A 22,191-nucleotide genomic window follows, 5' to 3' on the forward strand; every position below is an offset into this window, starting at 1 on the left:
ATTCGGCGACCGCGCCGAGGTCCACACCATCAGCAGCCGAAGCTTGCCGGCGTCGACCAGCGGACGCCAGCCGGTGGAATCGGCCTGCAACATGGTGTGCTGGCCAAGCACGGCGGCATTGGTTTCGGCGCCGCCCTTGAACGGCACCTGCGTCAGCTTGACGCCGGCCAGGGCGGAGATCTGTTCCATGCCGATATGCAAGGAAGTTCCGGCTCCCGGCGTTGCGTAGGTCACCTTGCCGGGATTGGCCTTCGCAAAATCAACCACATCCTTCCAGGTCTTGAACTGCGACTCGGCGCTGGTGGTGACGCCGAACGTGTAGCCGGTGAGATGAACGATGTAGCTGAAATCCTTGGCGGGATCCCACGGGGTTTCCTGCATCAGCGGCAGGCGAAACACTGTGATCGGAATCTGGGCGATGGTGTAGCCGTCTGGTTTGGCGACGGCCGCCATGGTGGCGGGGCCGACCGTGCCGCCACCGCCGGCCTTGTTGTCGATCGTGACCGGCTGGCCGAGAATCTTGGATGCGCTGTCGGCGATCGCCCGCATCGAGATGTCGGTCGAGCCGCCCGCGGGCCAGGGCACGATCAGGGTGATCGGCTTGGTGGGATATTCCTGCGCACCGGCGCCGGCCGAGAACAATACGCCGATGGCGGCGAAAGCGATCATCATACGACTAAGTTGGAACATTCAGCTTCTCCCTGGCGGTCCCGCTCACGACGGGGCCGCTATTGTTCTGGTGGATCCAATCTTCCCCGAAAACAAGTGGGAAGAAAAGCAGGTAAATCGCTGGTCCGGCTGCATTTCGTCCGGAATCGGCATGTGCGACAATAAGCCTGCCGCATGCCTCCCGCGCCATGGAAATATCGCGCCTGCCGGTGCGATCCGGCGCATCGCGGGGGCGCTCCAAACGGCCCATTGCGATGGCCTGACGTTCGGGTCATAGATATGGCGACCGGAAGCGCCTGTTCCGTTCATATCGCCAATGTCGGCATTGCAGGAAAACGCCTGCTTGAAGCGCATGACGCCATCTCCTGATGCCTGCGACGCCGCCGTGATCAAGGCGTTTGCCGGAATTCCAGGGCTGCTCGAGCAGACGCCTGCTTTGGTTGCGCGCGGCCGTGCGCTCGACTGTGAGTGCCTGTTGGGACCGCACGATCACCCGTTTCATGCTTCGATCCGCGGTGGCAGGATCGTCGACCTGACGCCGGCGCCGGTCCTGATGCGGTCGTGGCGTTTCTCCTATCGCGCGACGTCGGCGGCCTGGTCGGCCTATTGGGAACCCGCGCCCCGGCCGGGCTGGCACGACCTGCTCGCCTTGACCAAGCGTGAAGAAGCCTGCCTCGAAGGCGACCTGTATCCGTTCATGACGCATCTGCAGTACTTCAAGGATGTGCTGGCGCTGCCAAGGCGGCATGGTTCGGCGGTGCCGGCATGACCGGCCATATCGAGCCAATCGTCGGCCGCTACGTCCATGTCGCAATCGACGGCGAGATGCATCGCATCTACTTCGAGGAAAGCGGCGCCGGCATTCCGCTGGTGTGCCTGCACACGGCTGGCTCCGATGGGCGGCAGTGGCGGCATCTGCTCGCTGACGAGGAGTTTTCGAAGCAATTCCGCATCATTGCATTCGATATGCCCTGGCACGGCAAATCCAATCCGCCTGCCAGCTGGACCGGCGAGGAATACCGGCTGACGACCGCCCGCTACACCGCGACGATCCGTGCCTTCTGCCGTGCGCTGGGACTGGAGAAGCCCGTCGTCATGGGCTGCTCGATCGGCGGCCGCATCGTGCTCAATCTGGCGATCGACCACGCGCGCGAGTTTCGCGCCCTGATCGGTCTGGAAGCCGCCGATTTCCAGGCGCCGTGGTACGATACCTCCTGGCTGCATCGTCCGGACGTTCACGGCGGCGAGGTCTGCGCCGCGCTGGTGTCCGGCCTGATCGCGCCGCAAAGCCCCGATGTCTCGCGCCGCGAAACCCTGTGGGCCTACATGCAGGGCGGGCCGGGCGTATTCAAGGGCGATCTCTATTTCTATCGGGTCGACGGCGATCTGCGCGGCCGGATGGGAAAGATCGACACCGGCCTGTGCCCGCTCTATTTGCTGACCGGCGAATATGATTTCTCCTGCAGCCCCGAAGACACCAGGCGAACCGCAGCCTCGATCGACGGCGCCAACGTCACCATCATGGAACAACTCGGTCATTTTCCGATGAGCGAGAACCCCGGGCAATTTCGTCGCTATATTGCGCCGGTCCTGAGCGAAATCCTCGAGCAGTCGATGATATCAACCAAGCAAGGAGCACACGTATGAAACGCAATGCCATGATCGGCTACACGCTCGCCGCCGCGTTATGTGCGGGACCGGCGATGGCGCAGGAACTCACCGGGACGCTGAAAAAAATCAAGGACACCGGGACCATCACCCTCGGCCACAGCGACTCGACGATCCCATTATCTTACCTCGACGACAGCCAGAAGCCGATCGGCTACGCCATGGACATCTGCAACAAGATCGTCGATGCCGTGAAGAAGGAGCTCAAGCTCGACAAGCTCGAGGTCAAGCTGACGCCGGTGACGTCATCTACCCGGATTCCGCTACTCGCCAACGGCACCATCGATCTCGAATGCGGCTCGACCACCAACAATACCGATCGCCAGAAGCAGATTTCCTACACCAACACCCACTTCCTGACCGCGAGCCGCTTCGTCTCCAAGAAATCCAGCAAGATCAACTCGATCGACGATCTCAAGGGCAAGCCTGTGGTCTCCACGTCGGGCACTACCAACATCAAGCAGCTCACCGACGCCAATGCCGCGCGCAATCTCGGCGTCAACATTATCCCGGCCAAGGATCATGCCGAAGCCTTCCTGATGGTCGAGACCGACCGCGCGGTCGCCTTCGTGATGGACGACATCCTGCTTGCGAGCCTCGTCGCCGGCTCGAAAGCGCCTGACGACTACGTCATCTCCAAGGACGCATTCTCCAAGCCCGAGCCCTACGGCATCATGCTTCGCAAGGACGATCCGGCCTTCAAGAAGGTGGCCGACGCCGCGACCGCCGCGCTCTATCAGAGCCCGGAGGGCGTCAAGATCTACGAGAAATGGTTCATGGCGAAAATTCCGCCGAAGGGGTTGAATTTGAACGTCCCGATGGGTGCGGAGCAGAAGAAGTCCTTTGCCAAGCCCTCTGACTCGCCCGATCCCGACGCCTACGCGATGTGAGACGTGCGGACCCATGCAATGGCCCGGTCATTGCATGGGTTCGTCTCCTGTAGCGAACGGAAAACCCCGTGAATTATAACTGGAACTGGAGCATCTTCTTCGAGCCGGCCCCGGGTGGGACCGGCACCTATTTCGATATGCTGCTCCGGGGACTGTGGCTGACCATTCAGACCGGAGTGTTCGCCTGGATCATCGCGCTGGTGTTCGGCTCCGTGATCGGCGTGCTGCGAACATTGCCGTCGAAGACCGCCTACTGGATCGGCTTCGCCTACGTCGAGTTTTTCCGCAACATGCCGCTGCTGGTGCAGCTGTTTCTCTGGTTCTTCGTGCTGCCGGAATTGCTGCCGCGGAGCTGGGGGCTGTGGCTGAAGCAGATGCCCCATGCGCCGTTCTATACGGCGGCGATCGGGATCGGGCTGTTCATGTCGGCGCGGGTCGCCGTGCAACTGGCGGCAGGCATCGCCTCGCTGCCGCGTGGGCAAAAGCAGGCCGCGACCGCGCTCGGGCTGACCACCCTGCAGAGCTATCGCTATGTGCTGCTGCCGATTGCGTTTCGCATCATCATGCCGCCGCTGACCTCGGAATTCCTCAATACCATCAAGAACACCGCGGTCGCGATCACCATTGGCCTGATCGAGTTGACCGGCCAGGCGCGGTCGATGCAGGAATTCTCGTTCCAGGTGTTCGAAGCCTTCACCGCCGCGACCGTGATGTATCTGCTGATCAACATCATCGTCGTCACCGGCATGCGCTTCCTCGAACGCAGCCTGGCGATCCCCGGCTACATCACGGGGAAATAGCGCATCATGTTCGCCAATTTCGATTTCGACGTCATCCGCCGGTCGCTCGGCTATCTCTTCCTCGACGGCATGACGTTCACGCTGACGCTGACCGCGCTTTCCGCGCTCGGCGGCATCATCTTCGGCACGCTGATCGCGCTGATGCGGCTGTCCGGTTTCAAGCTGCTCGGCCGCATCGCCGGGCTCTATGTCGACTTCATGCGGTCGCTGCCGCTGGTGCTGGTGATCTTCTGGTTCTATTTCCTGGTGCCCTATGTCGGGCAATGGGTGACCGGCGCCTCGCGCCCGATCAGCGTCGGCGCCTTCACTTCCGCGCTCGTCACCTTCATCATGTTCGAGGCGGCGTATTTTTCCGAGATCATGCGCGCCGGCATCCAGTCGATCTCCAAGGGCCAGCCCGCCGCGGCCAACGCCCTCGGCCTGACCTACGCCCAGACCATGCGCTACGTCGTGCTGCCGCAGGCCTTCCGCAACATGCTGCCGGTGCTGCTGACCCAGACCATCGTGCTGTTCCAGGACACCTCGCTGGTCTATGTGCTGTCGATGCCGGATTTCCTCGGAGCGGCGAGCAAGGTCGCGCAGCGCGACGGCCGGCTGGTCGAGATGTACCTGTTCGCGGCGGTGGTCTATTTCACGGTTTCCTGCGCTGCCTCATTCGCTGTCCGGCGACTGCAGGCGCGTATCAGTATCGTCCGTTAGGGAAACGCCATGATCGAGATCAGACACGTCGACAAATGGTACGGACCGACCTTCCAGGCGCTGAAGGATTGCACCACCAGCGTCGCTAAGGGCGAGGTGGTGGTGGTGTGCGGTCCCTCCGGTTCGGGAAAGTCGACGCTGATCAAATGCGTCAACGCGCTGGAGCCGTTCCAGGGCGGGGAAATCATCCTCGACGGCATCAAGGTCAACGATCCCGGGACCGACCTGCCGAAGCTGCGCGCCCGCGTCGGCATGGTGTTCCAGCATTTCGAACTGTTCCCGCATCTGAAGATCATCGAGAATTTGTGCCTGGCGCAGGAAAAGGTGCTGGGGCGGTCGCGTGACGAGGCGGTGGCGAAGGCCGAGATGCTGCTCGAGCGGGTCGGCTTGAAGGACCATGCGCAGAAATATCCCGCCGAATTGTCCGGCGGCCAGCAGCAACGCGTCGCCATCGCCCGCGCGCTGGCGATGGACCCGATCGCCATGCTGTTCGACGAACCGACCTCGGCGCTCGATCCCGAAATGATCTCGGAAGTGCTCGACGTCATGGTCGATCTCGCCCGCGAGGGCATGACCATGATGGTGGTCAGCCATGAAATGGGCTTTGCCCGCAAGGTCGCGCACCGCGTCATCTTCATGGACCGGGGCGAAATCGTCGAGGACGCCAAGAAGGAAGATTTCTTCGGCAGCCCCCGCAGCGACCGGGCGCAGAAATTCCTCTCGAAGATTCTGTCGCATTAACGGTTCGCATATAGTATGCGGGGCTGGCGCTTCGCAGCCTTCAGGAGAATTCGCTTGGAACAGATCGCTTACGTCAACGGTTCGTTTGTGCCGATGTCAGAAGCCAAGGTCTCGATACTGGACCGCGGCTTTCTGTTCGCCGACGGCATCTACGAAGTCGCCGCCGTGCTCGACGGCAAGCTGATCGACAACGCCTCGCATCTGGCCCGGCTGGAGCGTTCGGTCGGCGAGATCGCGCTGGCACTGCCGGAAACCATCGGTCGCATCCAGGAAATCCAGCGGGAACTGGTCGTGCGCAATTCTCTCGTCAACGGCATGGTCTATCTGGAGGTGACGCGTGGCGCCGATACGGGACGCGATTTCGCGTTTCCCAAGGGCGACGTCAAGCCGACGCTCGTCATGTTCACCTCGGTCAAGGACATCGTGAATGCGGAATCGGCCAAAACCGGCATCGGCGTGATCACCGTGCCCGACCTGCGCTGGGTTCGGCGCGATATCAAGAGCGTAGCCCTGCTGGCGCAGGTGCTGGCGAAGCAGGCCGCGGCGGAAGCCGGCGCCGGCGAGGCGTGGATGATCGAGGACGGCAAGGTCACGGAAGGCGGCTCGTCGTCCTGCTTCATCCTGACCCAGGATGACGTGATCGTGACGCGGCAGAATGGCAGCGCGATCTTGCCGGGCTGTACCCGCAAGGCGGTGGTCGCACTGGCCGAAGAGCGCCAGCTGCGCGTCGAGGAGCGGCCGTTCACGATCGAGGAAGCCCTTGCCGCCAAGGAGGCCTTCATCACCAGCGCCACCGTCTTCGTGCAGGCGGTGGTGACGATCGACGGCAAGACCGTCGCCAACGGCAAACCTGGGCCGATGACCAGCCGATTGCGCGAGATCTATGTCGATTTCGCCAGGGCTACCGCGGTGTGAGGACCGGATTCCGGGACCAGGGGCGGTTGGCGTCCCGATCGGGCGCGATGGTCTGTCGGTCCGAGCCTTACGACTTCGCCAGCGCCGGTTCCTTGACGAACCGGTTACGCAAGGTGCCGATCCCGGTGAGCTCGATCTCGACCAAATCGCCGGCCTTGATGTCGGGTGACGCGCCGTCGGTGCCCATCCAGATCACGTCGCCCGGCCACAGCGTGAAATACTTCGTCAGTTCGACGATGAACGGCACGACGCCGAAGATCATGTCGTTGGTCCGGAAGCGGCCGGTTTCCTTGCCGTTGACCTTGATGCTGGTTTCCATCTTGTCGAGGTCGACATCGGTTTCGATCCACGGACCCATCGGCTTGAAGGTGTCGGCATTCTTGGCGCGCCACAGCCCGCGATCGGCCTTTTGCCAGCTCCGCTCGCTGACGTCGTTGCCGATGGTGTAGCCGAACACGCAGGACATCGCGTCGGCTTCGGAGAGGTGCTTTGCCTTCTTGCCGATCACCACGACCAGCTCGCCCTCGTAGTGGATTTTCTCGGTGGCGGTTGCCGGGATCACCACGTCCTCGTCATGGGCGATCAACGCGTTCTGCGCGCGATAGCCGATCTCGGGCCGATCAGGCACGTTCGGAACCGTGCCGGTCTTGTCGGCGGCTTCCTTGAGATGCTTGAGGTAATTCAGCCCGACGCAATAGAAGGTGCGCGGCATCAGCGGCAGTTCGATCTTGACGTCCTTCAGCGCGTGCGATTGCGCGGTCTTCTGCCATTCGCCGAAGGGATCGCCGGAAACAGTCAGGACCGTGTCGCCCTCGACCAGGCCCCAGGATGTTTTCCCTGCGGCGGTGAATTTCAGCCAGCGCATCGCTTGATTCCCTTCTTGCTTTACTCTGCCGCGGCACGCGGCTGGGTTTTCCATGCGCCGGCGGCCGGGTGCTTGAGGCCCAGATTCTCGCGCAGCGTCTTGCCGGCATAATCCTTGTGGAACAAGCCGCGGCGCTGCAATTCCGGAACGATATGATTGACAAAATCGGCGTAGGAGCCCGGCACGATGGTCGCCGCAATGACAAATCCGTCGCAGCCCCGCTCGACGAACATTTCTTCCAGTTTGTCGGCGATCTCCTTCGGCCCGCCAACGATGGCATCGTGTACCTGGCCGCGCCCGGAGAAGGTGACGAAGTCGCGCGCGCTTGGATTGCTCTTGCCGGAGGCCTTCAGCACGCCGTCGCGGATGCCCAGAATGCCCTGCATGCTCTTGAGTTCGTCCGATGTCAGCGGCTCGTCCAGACCTTTCGAAGCGAAGTCGTAGTTCAGCGCCTCCGCCAGCAACGACAGCGCATCGATCTGCAACGGCAGCTTGTTGATCACGGCCATCTTGTCTTCGGCCTCGGCCCTGGTGGCGGCGCAGACCGGCGTGGTGAGATTGCAAAGGAACATCTGGTCGGGATCGCGCCCCGCCTTGGCGGCCTCGTTCTTGACGGCGGCGTAGCCTTCTTTGGCCGCGGCGACATTGCGCGCGGCGGTAAAGATCACCTCGCCCCATCGGCCGGCAAAGCGCTGGCCGCGTCCGGAGGCACCGGCCTGAATGACCACCGGATGTCCCTGTTGCGAGCGTGGCACCGTGAACGGCCCGCGCGACTTGAAGAATTCTCCCTTGTGATCGAGCCGCTTGACCTTGGTCGGGTCGGCAAAACGGCCGCTCTTCTTGTCGATGATAACAGAGCCGTCTTCCCAGGCGTCCCAGTGACCGAGCACCACTTCCATGAATTCGTCCGCGCGGTCGTAGCGGTAATCGTGTTCGAGATGGGCGTCCTTGCCCATGTTGTGCGCCTCGCCGTCGTTCAGCGAGGTCACCACATTCCAGGCCGCGCGGCCGCCCGACATCAGGTCCAGGGTCGCAAAACGCCGCGCGACATCGAACGGCTCGAAATAGGTGGTCGAAGCGGTCGCGCCGAGGCCGAGCCTTTCGGTGGCCATGCCCATGCAGGTCAGCACGACCAGCGGATCCATCTTCACGCAGCGGATGCCGTATTCGACAGTGTGGGCGTGATCGCTGCCGTAGCGGTCCGGCATCGCCAGCCGGTCGTCGAAAAACGCCATATGGAACTTGCCGGATTCCAGAATCCGGCCGATCTCCTGATAATAGTCCGCTGACATCGAATCGTCGCGCGATTCCGGATGGCGCCACGAACTCGGCAGGTTGGTGCAGTTCTGTGCCTGCAGGAATCCGACCATCACCATTTGCCGTGTCATGCTGCTCTCCAAGGACTTGATCTACAAGTGCGGGCCGAATTCAACGTCATGCCAGATCGAGCTCGGCGGCCAGTTTGTAGTCGCCCGCCAGTGCGCGCAATTTGTCCCAGGTGGCGTCCTCGATTTCGATTCCCGCCGCCTTGCGCTGCTGCTCCCGGATATACTCGACCTCGCCCGGGTAGAATACGCCGGTGGAACCTTCGGAAGGCGGCGTCGCCTTGAGATAGCGCGCGAACTCGCCGACCTCCTTCTTGAAATCCTGCAACGGGCGGAACGCGGCGACCTTGAACACCGCCATGAAGCATCCGTCATTATGCCGCCCCGTCGGCTCGACCCCGAAACCGAGGCCGGTGAGCAGGCCGCACAGCACCTCGATCATCGCGGCAAGGCCGGAGCCCTTGTAACCCTCGCTGCCGCCGAGCGGCAGCAGGGCGCCGCCCTTGCGATATTGCGTGGGATCGGTGGTATGGCGGCCCTCGCTGTCGACGATCCAGCCGGTCGGGATGTCTTCGCCGCGGGAAACCGCCAGCGCAATCTTGCCGGCCGCGACCGCCGAGGTCGCCATATCGAGATAGAACGGCGCCTTGAGGTCCGAGGGCACCGCGATCGAGATCGGATTGGTGCCGAGGCGGGCCTCGCGGCCGCCGAACGGCGCCACGATTTTCGGCGAACGGCCGGAATCGGCGGTGGCGATACCAATCATGCCTTCGCGCATCGCCATCAAGGGATAGGCGGCGAGCCGGCCGACATGGCTCTGGCGGAATACGGTGCAGGCCGCGACATTGGCGGTCTTCGCCTTTTCGATGGTCATGGCCATCGCTTTGGCGTTGATGTGAAATCCGAAACCCCAATTTCCGTCGATCACGGTCGTGGTCGGCGATTCCTGCACGATGGTCAATTTGGCGCCGGGCACGATATGCCCGGCCTTGATGCGGTCGATATAGGTCGGGATCGCGATGATCCCGTGCGAGTCGTGGCCGGCGAGGTTGGCGTTGACGCAGCCGACCGCCACCGCGTTCGCTTCCTCGTCCGACGCGCCGGCGGCCTTGAGCAACGCGGCGCCGATGCGCGTGAGACGGTCAGCCTGGACGGTCGGCATGGGGGCCTCTTCTGGAGCCCGCGTGGAAGCGGGTCTTGCTTGTTCTCGCTAGCCGCATGGTTTCAAAGCGATCGCGTGATGGCAATGCCCCGGAGCAAATTCCACCTAAGAGCAATTCCGGTCAGCGAAATTTCTTGCCGGGATTCTTGGGTCAGGTTTCTTGGGTGCAGTGCAATGTAAGCGCGTACTTCCTCGGATGTCCCCGTGCTTGTTGATTCCACGTTTACCCTGAATCGGAACTGATTGCGTTCCATAACGGCCACTTAGCGGTCGCACCGCATAACTCTTTGGGAGGCAGGAATTGTACCCCCGGGGAGTGGAACTTGGAGACGAGTATCGCGCGTACGTTTGCGGCGCTGAGTGCGACCAACGAAGCGATTCTGTATGCGAAATCGCCCGAGGAACTCTACCGGCAGGTCTGCGAAGCCGCGTTTTCCAGTGGAGATTTTCTGGCGACGGCGGTCTTCTTGCTGGAGCCGGGGACCGATCTGCTGCGGTTCGCCGCCGGCTTCGGTGACGACGTCAAGCGGCTGTGCGAGATCGAAATCTCGATCGCGGCTGAAACCCCTGAGGGCCTGGGGGTAAGCGGACAAGCCTTTCGCGACCGAAAGATATGCATCAGCAATGATTACCTGAACGACGTGCGTTCGCTGGCGTGGCGTGAAAGGGCGACCGAGGCGCGTATCGGAGCGGCGGCGGCGTTGCCCCTGAACTGCAACGGCCGCAGCGTCGGCGTGCTGCTCGTCACCCTGCGCGAAGCGGGATCGCTCAACGCTTCGATCGTCTCGCTGCTCGAGCGGATGTCGGCCAACATCTCCTATGCGCTGGACAATTTCGATCATGAGGTTTCGCGCAAGGACAGCGAGCGCGCCATGCGCCGGCTCAACCGGATGTTCGGCGCCATCAGCGCGACCAACGAAGCCATTCTTCGCGCCACGAGCGAGCAGGAACTCTATCGGATGGTGTGCGATGCCGCGGTTTACGGTGGAAAGTCTACTGCCGCGGCGGTGCTGCTGGCGGAGCCTGATTCGATCTGGCTCAAACCGGTGGCGGGAACCGGCGAGGTTGTCGACCAGATCACGCGAACCCGCTTTTCGATCGATCCGGATAATGCTTATGGGAAGGGCATCTGCGGCAACGCCTTTCGAACGCAGAAAGCCTGCATCAATCCTGACGTTCTCAACTCGGCGCAGGCGAAGCCGTGGCACGAATTGGGACGCGAAGTCGGGGTCATGGCGGGCATTGCGCTTCCGCTGATCAAAGCCGGCAACAGCATCGGTGTGTTGCTTTTCTTCATCAGCAAATCATGGGCGGCGGACGAGGAAATCGTCGCGCTGATGGCGCGCATTGCGGAGAACGTTTCGGTCGCTCTCGACAATCTCGATCGCGCATCCGAAAAGGCGAGGACCGAGGCGCAAAAGGAGCGCCTGGCGCGGATGCTCGCGGCGCTCAGCGCGACCAACGAAGCGATCATGCGGGCGAAATCGCGCGCCGAGTTGTTCGATCTGGTCTGCGATGCGGCGGTGCGTGGCGCAAGATTCAGTTCCACCGCGATTGCGCTTGCCGAACCCGATTCCGAATTCCTTCGCATCGTCGCCGCCAAGGGACCGGATGCAAGCGAGATGATGGACCTGCAAATCGCGGCTACCGACAAGCTGCCGCAGGGACGCGGCCTGGCCGGAACCGCAATTCGGACCCGGCAACCCTGTTTCAGCAACGACTTTCAGGCCGACGAACGAACGGCATTGTGGCACGACAAGGCGCGTCGCAGCGGCATGCGGTCGTCGGCGACGCTGCCGTTGCTCGATGGCGACCGCGTCGCGGGCGTGCTGATATTCAACTCCATGGAGCTCGAGACGTTCTCGCCCGAATTCGTCGGCCTGCTGCAGCGGCTTGCCGAGAACGTCGCGTTCGCGCTGGTCAGCTTCGATCATGCCGACGAGAAGGCGCGGGCCGAGAAGCAAAAGGACCGCCTGACTGGCATGTTCGTGGCGCTCAGCGCCACCAATGAAGCCATCATGAGGGTCAGGACGCGCGCCGAGCTGTTCGATCTGGTGTGCAATGCCGCGGTTCTCGGCGGAATGTTTACCTCCGCGACAATTGCGCTTGCGGTTCCCGGCAACCAATTCCTGAGAATTGCCGCGACCAAAGGGGTGGACAATGAGCGTATGCGAAACAGAAATTTCGCCATATCGGCTGATCTTCCCGAAGGTCGGGGGTTGACCGGAACGTCGTTCCGTACCCGGCAACCCTGCATCATCAACGATTTTCTCGCCGATCAGCGGACGGCGCACTTTCATTCACATGCAAGGGAAGACGGGACTCAGTCAGGGGCGAGCTTTCCCCTGCTGCAGAAGGGTGACCGGGCGATCGGCGTATTGCTGTTCATCTCGCGGGACCTGGGCGCGTTCACCCCAGATCTGGTGGAACTGCTGGCGAGGCTGGCCGAAAACGTTTCCTTTGCACTCGACAATTTCGATCGGGCGGAAGAGAAGGCGAAAGCCGAGCAGCAAAAGGAACGGCTGACGCGGATGTTCGCCGCGCTGAGCGAGACGAACGAAGCGATCATGCGGGCCAAGACCCGCGAAGAAATGTTCGAGCTGGTCTGCGCGGCTGCCGTGCTGGGCGGCAAATTCACCTCGACGACGATCGTGCTGGCCGAGCCGGGCGACGAGTTCCTGCGGATTGCCGCTTCAAAGGGACAAAACCACGAACGTGTCAGGAGCACCCGCTTCGCCGCTTCCGCCGGCCATCCGGAAGGCCGAGGATTGATCGGAACGGCGTTCCGGACAAAAGCGCCCTGCATCATGAATGATTTTCTGACCAATGAGCGAACCGCCCATTGGCACAGCCTCGCGAAGGGTGGCGGAACGCGGTCCGGCGCCGGATTTCCGCTGCTGAAAAAAGACGGCGCCGCCGCCGGCGTGCTGCTGTTTCTCGCCGGCGAGGAAGACGTGTTCACCGATGATCTGGTGGAGCTGCTCGCGAGACTGGCCGAGAATGTTTCCTTTGCCATCGATAACTTCGACCGTGCCGACGAGAAAACCCGGGCTGACGAACGGATCGAATATCTCGCATCGCACGACAGCCTGACGAGGCTGCCCAATCGAGAGATGTTCAACGAGCTGCTTCGCCACGCGATCGAGGCCGCGCGCCGTTGCCAGTGGCGCTTTGCGGTGCTGTTCATCGATCTCGACAGGTTCAAACTGATCAACGATTCGCTGGGTCACGACGCCGGCGACATGTTGCTGGTGGAGATCGCCGGCAGGCTGCGCGGCGTCCTGCGTGCCAGTGACGTCGTGGCGCGGCTCGGCGGCGATGAATTCGTTGTTATTCTGGAGCAGACCTCCGAATGCGATGACGTCGAACGCATCGCCGGCAACCTGCTGAGCGTGCTCAGCGAACCCCTGCAGTTGAGCGGCCACGAGTGCCACACCACGGCCAGTATCGGCATCGCCATGTACCCTTCGGACGGCGGCGACGTGCAGACGCTGACCAAGAACGCCGACATGGCGATGTACCTCGCCAAGGAAGATGGCAAGAACGGCTTCCGCTTCTTCACCAGGGAGATCAAGACCCAGTCGATCGAGCGCCTGACGCTGGAAACCGCGTTGCGCCGCGCCCTCGAACGCGATCAGTTCGCGTTGCACTACCAGCCGAAGGTGGACATGGCGAGCGGACAGATCACCGGCGTCGAGGCCCTGCTGCGCTGGACCCATCCCGAACTCGGCGTGCTGTCGCCGATGCAGTTCATTCCGCTTGCCGAGGAAACCGGACTGATCGTTCCGATCGGCCGCTGGGTGCTTCGGGAAGCCTGCGCGCAGAACATGGCCTGGCAGCGCCGCGGATTGCGGCCGGTGTCGATGGCGGTCAACCTCTCGCCGCGGCAATTCGTCGACCAGCAACTGTTGCACGACATCGATGAGGCGCTGGCGTCGAGCGGCATGCCTCCCGTGCTGCTGCAACTCGAAGTTACCGAAAGCATGGTGATGCGGAACGTGCCGCGGGCGGTCAAGGTGCTGGACGCGATCCAGAATCGCGGCATTCGGCTGGCGATCGACGATTTCGGGACCGGTTATTCGTCGATGTCGCTGATGAAGCAGTTTCCGATCGACACCATCAAGATAGACCGCTCCTTTGTTCGCGATCTGCCCAGCGATTCCGAGGATTGCGCCATCGCCCAGGCGATCATCAGCATGGGCAAGGCGCTGGGGATGACGGTGGTTGCCGAGGGCGTGGAGACCGTCGAACAGCAGGCGTTCCTGCGCAGTCACGGTTGCGATGAAATGCAGGGCTATTTGTTCAGCAAACCGCTGCCGCCCGCCGGGTTGGCCAGGCTGCTGCGTTCAACGCCCGTGCTGACGTCGCCGCCGCTGCAGCCGGTGGTCTGCGACGGCACGGAGAAACCGGGCCGGCGGCCAAAGCCGAGCAGCATCCCGGCGCGCGTGTCGCGTTGACCGAACGTTAGAGCGGTTCGGGGTGTGCCGGCCTGCGCGGAAACTCATCGGGCCACGGCAGCGAGGTTTGCCCGGCGAGGGATTTCAGGAACACCCTCGCTCCGTCGGCATAGCTGGCGCCCTCCGTCAGCCCAAGACTGGCGCACGATGCCGCCGGCATCGGGTTCTGCAGGCCGACCACCTCGAATGCCGGTCCCCACCACCACCCCGGCGCCGGCGATCGTGCCTCCTCGGGTACCTCGCTCCACCGCACGAATTCATCCACGATGCGTTCGAATTGCAGATTTGCGGCCCGATGCACGGTGCCCCTCTTCTCGCCTTCAACAGGCGCGTCCGCTCTGGATCTGTTCAGTTGGCAGTGGAAACGCGCGACCTGGTAAAAAGTTGCTTCGGAGGTGAGGCATCAGCCGTTTGCGTTGGTGATCGCCAGCAATCCCGGCAGCCGCTCGGCCAGGCCGCCCGCGAGGCTCACGCGCAGGATCGAACCGCCTTGTGCGGATGAGCCTTGCGGTGCCACGCCCATGCGGTCCGGATGATGGTTGCGAGATCCGAATGCGCGGTGCGGAATTTCAATGTCTCGCGCGCCGCGGTGGGGTCGGCGACCAGATAGGTCGGATCGCCTGCGCGCCGCGGCTTCACCAGATGCGGCACGGCGCGGCCGGTTTCCAGGGAAGAAGCTGGACCCACCACGCCGCACTGGCCCGGCGCACATGCCAGCGCGTCGTGGTCCTACGGCGCCGTATTGGCCGTGACCTTGCATCTGCGTTGCGCCGATGTCGCGACGATATCAGGCATCACGAATCGTCATGTCGCTTCACGAATCGGTGCAACCCCGACATTGCCGCCGTCCCTGCGACGTGCAGAACGGAGTGCGACAATACCAGCGGCGCGCCAACGCCTGCAGCGGATCGCGAAACAAATGATAGATGAAAAGAATTTCGATCATGGCGATATCCGTCGATCCCCATGATCGAGATAGGGCGGTATTCCCGAAAGGGAATACCGCCCGCGCATCAACCATGCAGCTTTTTCGCGGTCTCGGCGATCACGCGTCCTTGATAGCGCGCGCCCGCCAGTTCGTTTTCGCTGGGCTGGCGGCTGCCGTCGCCGCCGGTAATGGTGGTGGCGCCGTAGGGCGAACCGCCGGTGACCTCGTCGAGCTTCATCTGGCCGGCAAAACCGTAATTGAGGCCGACGATGGTCATGCCGAAATGCAAGAGGTTGGTGATCACCGAGAACAGCGTGGTCTCCTGGCCGCCATGCTGGGTCGCGGTCGAGGTGAAGGCGCCGCCGACCTTGCCGTGCAACGCGCCCTTCGCCCACAACCCGCCGGCCTGATCGAGGAAGTTCGCCATCTGCGACGCCATCCGGCCAAAGCGGGTACCGGTGCCGACGATGATGGCGTCGTAATGCGCGAGGTCTTCGATTGTTGCCACGGGGGCTGCCTGATCGAGCTTGTAATGCGAGGCCTTCGCGATGGCCTCGGGCACCAGTTCCGGCACCCGCTTGATGTCGACCGTGGCGCCGGCCTCGCGCGCACCGTCGGCGATGGCGTTGGCCATGGTCTCGATGTGGCCGTAGGTGGAATGATAGAGAACAAGAACCTTGGTCATGGTGGAATCCGTAGAGTTGAGTTTGTGAGAAGCAAAAAGATCCCGTCATTGCCGGGCTTGACCCGGCAATCCATCAACCTTCGCAAGAGTTTTTCCGAAGAGGATGGATGCGCGGGTCAAGCCCGCGCATGACGAGTTTCGTAGGTGAGACTTACGCCGCGTCGACCAGCACCAGCTCCGAATCTTCCAGCGCGGTGATGGTCAGCCGCGCTTCGTTTGAGATCGCGGCGCCGTCGCGGGCGTTGACGAACACGCCGTTGACTTCGACGCTGCCTACCGCCGGCACCAGATAGAGGTTGCGGGCCTTGTCGGACGTATACTCCGCGCTCTCGCCGGCCTTCAGCGTGGTGGCGAGCACCCGCGCATCGGCACGGATCGGCAGCGCGTCGTTGTCGGCCGCAAAGCCGCTGGCGATGGTGACGAACTTTCCGGATCGATCCGACTTCGGAAACGGCTTGGCGCCCCAGGTCGGTGCGCCGCCCTGCGTGGTCGGCTCGATCCAGATCTGGAAGATCTTCGTCCGGGTCGGTTCCAGATTGTACTCGGAGTGACGCACGCCGCTTCCGGCACTCATCACCTGCACGTCGCCCGCTTCAGTGCGGCCCTCGTTGCCGAGGCTGTCCTGATGCGTGATCGCGCCTTCGCGAACATAGGTGATGATCTCCATATTGGCGTGGGGATGCGCGGGAAAGCCGCTGTTCGGTGCGATCTCGTCGTCGTTCCACACCCGCAAGGAGCCATGGCCCATATTGTTGGGGTCATAATGGCTGCCGAACGAGAAGTGATGCTTGGCTTTCAGCCAGCCGTGATCCGCGCCGCCGAGTTTTTCGAAAGGTCTGAGTTCGATCATGGGATATTCCCTTTGGTTTGAACTTGGGAAATCGCCGGGGACAGAACCGCCGTCTGATTTCCGTTGGCAATGTGGATATGCCTCCGTTGGTATGATATAAATAGAAACTATCGAAACACATTGTTTCTATAATAGCTCCAATAGGGCCACGCCGATGGCGAAACTGCCGGACTTCGAAGGCTTCGCTATATTCGCAAAAGTTGTGGAATTACGGTCGTTTGCGGCTGCCGCGACCGAACTGGCGCTGTCCAAGGCGACGGTGTCCAAGGCGGTGACCCGGCTGGAAGTCCGGCTCGGCGCCCGGCTGTTCAATCGCACCTCGCGGCGGCTCGCCTTGACCGATGCCGGACAGAAACTGGCCGAGCGCGCGGCGCGGCTGTTGTCGGATGGCGAGGCGGCGGAGAACGAGGCGCTGGCGCAATCGGCGACGCCGCGCGGGCTGGTGCGGCTTGCGGTGCCCATGACCTTCGGCGTGCGCACCGTGGCGCCCCTGTTGCCGGAATTCCTGAGCCTCTATCCGGAGGTCTCGATCGACCTGCATCTCAGCGACGCCACCGTCGATCTGATCGGCGAGGGTTTTGACGCCGGCCTGCGCATCGCGCGGCTGCCGGATTCCTCGCTGATCGCGCGCCGGCTATGCGCGATGCCGCGCTACACCGTGGCGACGCCGGCCTATCTCAAGCGCTGGGGACGGCCGACGCATCCGATGCATCTCGCCGGGCATAAATGCTTCGGCTACGCCTATCTCTCGACGCCCGGGGTCTGGCACTACACCAATGCATCGGGTGAACAGGCCAGCGTACGGCCGGCGGGACAGCTGCGCGTCAACAACGGCGAAGCGGTGATGCCGGCGCTGCTCGCCGGGCTCGGCATTGCCGATCTGCCGGATTTCATCGTCGGCGACGCCATCGCGTCAGGCGAGGTCGAGGTGATCCTGCAAGGCTGGAAGCAGCCCGAAGGCGCGGTGCATCTGGTAACGCCCCCCGGCGGCCCGCGCCCCGCCCGCGTCGAAGTGCTGGCGGAATTTCTGGCGAAGCGCCTGGCGATGGGGAAGAAGCGCTGACTTCACTCTCACGCTTCAGGGGAGCGTGAAGGAAGCGCGACTATCGCAACGACGGCGGTTTCGGGTTACGCTGCCTCCAACCAACCAAAACAAAATCACCGGGGAGAAACCGTCATGAACCGTCGCGAGTTCCTGAAAGCCGCCGCCATCCTGCCGCTGGCGCAAACCGCGCTGTCGAATACCGCTTTCGCACAAGCCCCGTGGCCGTCGCGCAACATCACCATGATTGTGCCTTTCCCGGCCGGCGGCCAGGCCGATCTCGCCGCACGCCCGGTGGCCATGGCGCTGGAGAAGATTCTCGGCAGGCCCGTGCTGGTCGACAATCGTGCCGGCGGTGGCGGCGGTTCGGTCGGCAACGCGGCTGCGGCGCGGGCGGAGCCCGACGGCTACACCCTGCTGATGACGCTGTCGTCGCTGGCGGTGCTGCCGGAGGCGGACCGGCTGTTCGACCGGCCGGTGGCCTACGAAGTCTCGCAATTCGCGCCGGTCGCGCGCGTGCTCGCCGATCCCACGCTGCTCGCGGTGCCGGCGTCGGCGCCGTGGAAGACGCTGCAGGATTTCGTCGACGACGCCAAAAAGCGCCCCGGCGCAATTCCTTACGGCTCCTCGGGCCCCTACGGCACATTGCATGTGGCGATGGAAATGTTCGCGGCCTCCGCCGGCATCAAGCTGCTGCACGTGCCGTTCCGCGGCGCCGCCCCGGCGCTGACGGCGCTGCTCAGCGGCACGGTGCAGGCGATGGCGTCGGCGCCGGGTACGCTGAAGCAGCAGGTCGACGACGGCAAGATGCGCGTGCTGGCGAACTGGGGCGCGCAGCGGATCGCGAGTTTCCCCGATCTGCCGACCTTCCGCGAACTCGGCTACAAGGACGTCGAATTCTACATCTGGGCCGGGCTGTTCGCGCCAAGCGCGCTGCCGGCGCCGGTGCTGACGCGGCTGCGCGAAGCGATGGCGCAGGCCGTGAAGGCGCCGGAGGTGACGAAAACCTTCGAGACCGCCGGCAGCCCGGTCGCCTATCTCGACGCGCCGGAATTTTCAAAATTCGTCGCGGAGGATTCCGCGCGGCTGATCGCTGCGGTGAAGAAGATCGGCAAGGTGGAGTAGGGGAGGCCGCGCCTCAACCCGGCGCCTGACAGACATCGATCCATTGCGCGCCGGTCAACGCCGCCATCCGCATCGGTGCGATGCGCACCGCGCTGTGGGTCGAGCCCGCGGCCGGCACCACCTCGTCGAACGCCTGCAGCGAGACGTCGCAATAGACCGGCAACGGCGCCTTCAGACCGAACGGACAGACGCCGCCGACTTCGTGCCCAGTGATGTCGGCGACTTCCTCGATGCCCAGCATCTTCGGCTTGCCCCCGAAATGCGCCTTTACCTTCCTGTTGTCCATCCGCGCGGTGCCGGCAGCGACGATCAGCACCACGCGATCGCCGATCCGCAAGGACAGCGTTTTCGCGATTCGGCCCGGCTCGACGCCATAGGCTTCGGCCGCCAGCGCCACCGTCGCCGAACTGTCAGGCGATTCGATCACGGCGATATCGGGGGCATTTTCGGCGAAGAACGCGCGGACGGATTCGAGACTCATGCAACGGCTGCTTCTGCGGGGTTAGGCGGCGCGGACTTCGTCCGCGGCCAGTACATTCCGCAAAAGCATGCAAAAGTGAAGAGATTTGCAAGGCGGAATGCTTCGATTGGCCTGTTCGTGAACAGTTCTCGTCCCGGCCGAACGCCGCCGGGGACAACGCTGCCTTGCGCGACAGGCCGCGAAGCCCGGCAGCTATTGCGTGCTTCGATCGCTGGCATCGGCAAGGAAAGCTTCAAGCATGTTTGCCGCGCCGTCCGGCATCGTCAGGCCATGACGGGGATAAATCTGCTTCGCCGCGTACGCGCCTGCATTATAGGTCAGCCAGACCTTGTCCTGTTCGTCCTGCCAGATCAGCGCTTTCATCGGGAGATCGATCGCCAGCATCGCGCTCTTGGCCATCAATGGCGTGCCACCCTTCGGGTTGCCGAAGATGATCACCACTCGCGCCCGCATATCCAGTCCGGCTTCTTTGGCCGCGGCGGCGTGATCGATCCGGCTGAAGACGACCCATCCGCCTGGCGCCTTCGACTTGACGGCGGCTTCGAATTTCTCGGCGGTTTCCAGAACGGAGTATTTGCTTGGCCTGGCAATCAGGCCGCTGTCGGCGAATGCCTGCGAGAGCGTCGTCGCGAACAGAATTCCTGCAATAGCCGCAGTCCGTAAGATCATGTCGATAATCCTCCGCATCTGCAACGGAAGCGCGAACGGCGCGACCCCGCGTGCATGGTACCAGTCTGGGCGCCATACCGCTGTGACGATTGGTTGATGACTCGCCGGCGCTGATGACGCCCTCGTGATGTCCGCGGCTCTCTCCCGTCTGTGTTCAGGTAAACGACTTCAGAAGTCCGGGCAATTCGGACAATGCCTTGATGCGGATGTCCGGCTGCAGTCCGAGTTCATCCATTTGCGTCCGGATCGCCTTGAACATGGTCAGCGGCGGCACGAGATCGTTCTTGACACACGCCAGCGCCATGGCCTCCGGCGTCACCCGTTCGATCCAGGCGACGTTGAGGCCGAACGCCTTGGCGCCGCAGGCATCCCAGGGGTTAGAGGACACGAACAGCACTTCGGCGGGCCTCATTCCGAGCCGGTCTTCAATCAGGCTGTAGGCTTCCGGGCTCGGCTTGAAAATTCGCCTGGTGTCGATGCTGATGGTGGCATCGAGCACGTGGTCGAGCCCGCTGTTGCGGACCAGCGCGGCGAGCATGTCGGTGCTGCCGTTGGAAAGAATGGCGAGCTTGCGATCCTTCATGGCCGCGAGGGCCGCGTTCGCGTCCGGGTACATATCAAGGTGCAGATACTTTTCCATGATGCGCTCGAAGGCGCCCTCGTCGTATCGCAATCCGAGCACCCGGAGGGTGTAGGCGAGCGAATCCCTTGTGATGATCGAGAAGTCCTCATAGCGCCGCATCAGCGACCGCAGCCAGGTGTATTCGAGCTGCTTGATACGCCAGATCTGGGTGATCATCTCGCCATGGCCGGGATACGCCGCTTCGGTGACGGCGGCCACCGACTGGATATCGTACAACGTACCGTAGGCGTCGAATACGATGGCCTTGATGGTCATGCGTCACCGGGGTGCGGGGGTGTGGCGCGACGAATGATGGCGCAGATTCCGGTCATCCGGGCGATAGGATGTTCGACAAACAAGCGGCATGCGGCAAGCGCTTGCTGCAGCGAGTCCGGCGAACGGGCCGCGGCGAGCTGACGTGAAAGGACGCGGCCATGCGCCCGTCCGAGGGCGCGCGCGGAACGCGTCAGCGCGTTCAGGCTGCCGTCCGCCTGCAGCGGAGCAAGCATCGTGCGTACGAGAGCCAGATATGGCGGCCAATAGGCCAGATGCCTGTACATGCTGGCAATGAGGTAAGCATCCGTGTCCTCCCCGAATCCATTCAGTTCCTCGATCAGCCGTTGCACTTCGGCTGACAGATTCGCCATCGGCGGCAGTGCAGGCAGTTCGGTTTGAGCCGCGCCGGGCGCAGTTCCCCAGGGCTGAACGGGTTCGCCGCTCGTTGGATCGTAGTGTTCCAGCAATGCCGAGAGTGCGACCAGCGCCAGCGCATTGGTGTGGTGATAGCTGTCCAGCACTTTCAGGATATTCGTCAGTGCACCTGGTTCAATTCCGGCCGCGGACAGCAAGGCGGTGGAAAACGCAGGTGCGTCCGGCAGCGCCAGGGTGCGGCGAGCCGCTTCGGCGTGCGCGGCGGCCGCTCCCAGATAGAGCGGTCGCACCGTCGACCACGCCCACGGCAAGGCGCCCGGCATGGTCGCGAGATTGCGCCAGATCAGGTTGACCACACTCGTGTTGAGGGTCGTGCGAATGTCGGAGTAGATGTCGGCAATTTCGCCGGTGGCTGCTGTCTCGAGGACAGAGGGCACGCTCTCTTGCTGAATCAATGTGACCTCCAGGTGGCGCGTGGATCGTTGCTGGAGCCAGATCGCGTCAGATCCCCAGCAGCTTCCGCGCATTGGCCTTCAGCACCTTCGGCCGGATCTCGTCGCGGATATCGAGCCTGGCGAAATCCGCCATCCAGCGGTCGGGCGTGATCACCGGCCAGTCCGAGCCGAACAGCATCTTGTCCTGCAGGATCGAGTTGATGTAGCGCACCAGGATCGGCGGGAAATATTTCGGCGACCAGCCGGAGAGGTCGATATAGACGTTCGGCTTGTGGGTTGCGACCGACAGCGCCTCTTCCTGCCAGGGGAATGACGGGTGTGCGAGAATGATTCTCAGGTCCGGGAAATCCGCCGCGACGTCGTCCATATACATCGGGTTGGAATATTCGAGCTTGATGCGAAAGCCCGCGCGCATGCCCGAGCCGACACCGGTCTGTCCGGTATGAAAGAGCGCGGGCTTGCCGGTTTCCTGGATGGCTTCGTAGAGCGGGT

Annotated in this window: 23 protein-coding genes and 1 pseudogene; 10 read left to right on the plus strand and 14 right to left on the minus strand. The window is 62.9% G+C overall.

Features of this window, described 5'->3' with window-relative positions:
- On the minus strand, positions 1–690 hold a 690-nt coding region (locus Q8N40_RS24765; protein WP_371135807.1), incomplete at its 3' end, for a tripartite tricarboxylate transporter substrate binding protein.
- A 24-nt stretch (positions 691–714) separates the two neighbouring features.
- Positions 715–1,023 (minus strand): hypothetical protein, encoded by a 309-nt coding sequence (locus tag Q8N40_RS24770; protein ID WP_305713673.1) that lies wholly within the window; start codon positions 1,021–1,023, stop codon positions 715–717.
- On the opposite strand from Q8N40_RS24770, the gene Q8N40_RS24775 reads away from it, so the two are divergent.
- The 7 genes from Q8N40_RS24775 (at position 1,022) to Q8N40_RS24805 (ending at position 6,382) form a co-directional block, all read left to right on the plus strand.
- The gene (locus Q8N40_RS24775; RefSeq protein ID WP_305713674.1) at positions 1,022–1,438 is read left to right on the plus strand and encodes a hypothetical protein; all 417 of its coding nucleotides are present in this window, start codon (positions 1,022–1,024) and stop codon (positions 1,436–1,438) included. The two genes, Q8N40_RS24770 and Q8N40_RS24775, sit on opposite strands and share 2 nt — an antisense overlap.
- Positions 1,435–2,316: an alpha/beta fold hydrolase gene (locus tag Q8N40_RS24780; protein WP_305713675.1), complete on the plus strand. Its 882-nt coding sequence runs from the start codon at positions 1,435–1,437 to the stop codon at positions 2,314–2,316. Before Q8N40_RS24775 ends, Q8N40_RS24780 begins: the two co-directional genes overlap by 4 nt.
- Positions 2,313–3,227 (plus strand): amino acid ABC transporter substrate-binding protein, encoded by a 915-nt coding sequence (locus Q8N40_RS24785; protein WP_305713676.1) that lies wholly within the window; start codon positions 2,313–2,315, stop codon positions 3,225–3,227. The genes Q8N40_RS24780 and Q8N40_RS24785 overlap by 4 nt, the downstream gene beginning before the upstream one ends.
- 68 nt (positions 3,228–3,295) lie before the next feature.
- Positions 3,296–4,027, plus strand: coding sequence for an amino acid ABC transporter permease (locus Q8N40_RS24790; protein WP_305713677.1), 732 nt, complete (start codon positions 3,296–3,298; stop codon positions 4,025–4,027).
- 6 nt (positions 4,028–4,033) lie between these two features.
- Complete coding sequence (locus tag Q8N40_RS24795; RefSeq protein ID WP_305713678.1) at positions 4,034–4,726, plus strand: amino acid ABC transporter permease; 693 nt, start codon at positions 4,034–4,036, stop codon at positions 4,724–4,726.
- A gap of 9 nt (positions 4,727–4,735) precedes the next feature.
- The gene (locus Q8N40_RS24800; RefSeq protein ID WP_305713679.1) at positions 4,736–5,467 is read left to right on the plus strand and encodes an amino acid ABC transporter ATP-binding protein; all 732 of its coding nucleotides are present in this window, start codon (positions 4,736–4,738) and stop codon (positions 5,465–5,467) included.
- A 54-nt stretch (positions 5,468–5,521) separates the two neighbouring features.
- Positions 5,522–6,382 (plus strand): D-amino-acid transaminase, encoded by an 861-nt coding sequence (locus Q8N40_RS24805; RefSeq protein ID WP_305318036.1) that lies wholly within the window; start codon positions 5,522–5,524, stop codon positions 6,380–6,382.
- A gap of 67 nt (positions 6,383–6,449) precedes the next feature.
- On the opposite strand, the gene Q8N40_RS24810 is transcribed toward Q8N40_RS24805, so the two are convergent.
- Genes Q8N40_RS24810 through Q8N40_RS24820 form a run of 3 tightly spaced genes read right to left on the minus strand, consistent with a single transcriptional unit; the run spans position 6,450 to position 9,734 of the window.
- On the minus strand, positions 6,450–7,247 hold the full coding sequence (locus tag Q8N40_RS24810; protein ID WP_305713680.1) for a fumarylacetoacetate hydrolase family protein: 798 nt from the start codon (positions 7,245–7,247) through the stop codon (positions 6,450–6,452).
- A gap of 20 nt (positions 7,248–7,267) precedes the next feature.
- Positions 7,268–8,635: an LLM class flavin-dependent oxidoreductase gene (locus Q8N40_RS24815; protein ID WP_305318038.1), complete on the minus strand. Its 1,368-nt coding sequence runs from the start codon at positions 8,633–8,635 to the stop codon at positions 7,268–7,270.
- A 46-nt stretch (positions 8,636–8,681) separates the two neighbouring features.
- Positions 8,682–9,734, minus strand: coding sequence for an Ldh family oxidoreductase (locus Q8N40_RS24820; protein ID WP_305713681.1), 1,053 nt, complete (start codon positions 9,732–9,734; stop codon positions 8,682–8,684).
- Positions 9,735–10,057: 323 nt separating this feature from the next.
- On the opposite strand from Q8N40_RS24820, the gene Q8N40_RS24825 reads away from it, so the two are divergent.
- Positions 10,058–14,191 (plus strand): GAF domain-containing protein, encoded by a 4,134-nt coding sequence (locus Q8N40_RS24825; RefSeq protein ID WP_305713682.1) that lies wholly within the window; start codon positions 10,058–10,060, stop codon positions 14,189–14,191.
- Positions 14,192–14,198: 7 nt separating this feature from the next.
- Here the strand turns inward: Q8N40_RS24825 and Q8N40_RS24830 are convergent, their stop codons facing one another.
- From Q8N40_RS24830 to Q8N40_RS24845, 4 genes and pseudogenes are all read right to left on the minus strand, one after another.
- Positions 14,199–14,492 carry a hypothetical protein gene (locus Q8N40_RS24830; protein ID WP_305713683.1) on the minus strand — a complete coding sequence of 98 codons (294 nt, stop codon included), beginning with the start codon at positions 14,490–14,492 and terminating at the stop codon, positions 14,199–14,201.
- Between the two features lie 167 nt (positions 14,493–14,659).
- Positions 14,660–14,857: pseudogene (locus tag Q8N40_RS24835) on the minus strand (UDP-glucose 4-epimerase GalE); the annotation flags it as partial.
- Between the two features lie 347 nt (positions 14,858–15,204).
- Complete coding sequence (gene wrbA, locus Q8N40_RS24840) at positions 15,205–15,804, minus strand: NAD(P)H:quinone oxidoreductase (protein WP_305322698.1); 600 nt, start codon at positions 15,802–15,804, stop codon at positions 15,205–15,207.
- 151 nt (positions 15,805–15,955) lie between these two features.
- Positions 15,956–16,654 (minus strand): pirin family protein, encoded by a 699-nt coding sequence (locus Q8N40_RS24845; protein ID WP_305322697.1) that lies wholly within the window; start codon positions 16,652–16,654, stop codon positions 15,956–15,958.
- Between the two features lie 154 nt (positions 16,655–16,808).
- On the opposite strand from Q8N40_RS24845, the gene Q8N40_RS24850 reads away from it, so the two are divergent.
- Both Q8N40_RS24850 and Q8N40_RS24855 read left to right on the plus strand, forming a co-directional pair.
- On the plus strand, positions 16,809–17,717 hold the full coding sequence (locus tag Q8N40_RS24850; RefSeq protein ID WP_305713684.1) for a LysR family transcriptional regulator: 909 nt from the start codon (positions 16,809–16,811) through the stop codon (positions 17,715–17,717).
- Positions 17,718–17,831: 114 nt separating this feature from the next.
- Entirely contained in the window at positions 17,832–18,821 is a 990-nt protein-coding gene (locus Q8N40_RS24855) for a tripartite tricarboxylate transporter substrate binding protein (protein ID WP_305322695.1), read from the plus strand.
- 13 nt (positions 18,822–18,834) lie between these two features.
- Here Q8N40_RS24855 and Q8N40_RS24860 read toward each other — a convergent pair whose 3' ends face one another.
- From Q8N40_RS24860 to Q8N40_RS24880, 5 genes are all read right to left on the minus strand, one after another.
- Entirely contained in the window at positions 18,835–19,302 is a 468-nt protein-coding gene (locus Q8N40_RS24860) for a YbaK/EbsC family protein (protein ID WP_305713685.1), read from the minus strand.
- A 192-nt stretch (positions 19,303–19,494) separates the two neighbouring features.
- On the minus strand, positions 19,495–19,989 hold the full coding sequence (locus Q8N40_RS24865; protein WP_305713686.1) for a DUF302 domain-containing protein: 495 nt from the start codon (positions 19,987–19,989) through the stop codon (positions 19,495–19,497).
- A gap of 136 nt (positions 19,990–20,125) precedes the next feature.
- Positions 20,126–20,869: a haloacid dehalogenase type II gene (locus Q8N40_RS24870; RefSeq protein WP_305713687.1), complete on the minus strand. Its 744-nt coding sequence runs from the start codon at positions 20,867–20,869 to the stop codon at positions 20,126–20,128.
- Positions 20,866–21,699, minus strand: a complete 834-nt coding sequence (locus Q8N40_RS24875; RefSeq protein WP_305713688.1) for a hypothetical protein — start codon at positions 21,697–21,699, stop codon at positions 20,866–20,868. Before Q8N40_RS24875 ends, Q8N40_RS24870 begins: the two co-directional genes overlap by 4 nt.
- A gap of 46 nt (positions 21,700–21,745) precedes the next feature.
- The coding region (locus Q8N40_RS24880) for an amidohydrolase family protein (RefSeq protein ID WP_305713689.1) at positions 21,746–22,191 on the minus strand (446 nt) is incomplete at its 5' end.

The organism is Bradyrhizobium sp. (assembly GCF_030693485.1).
Classification (GTDB): Bacteria; Pseudomonadota; Alphaproteobacteria; order Rhizobiales; family Xanthobacteraceae; genus Bradyrhizobium.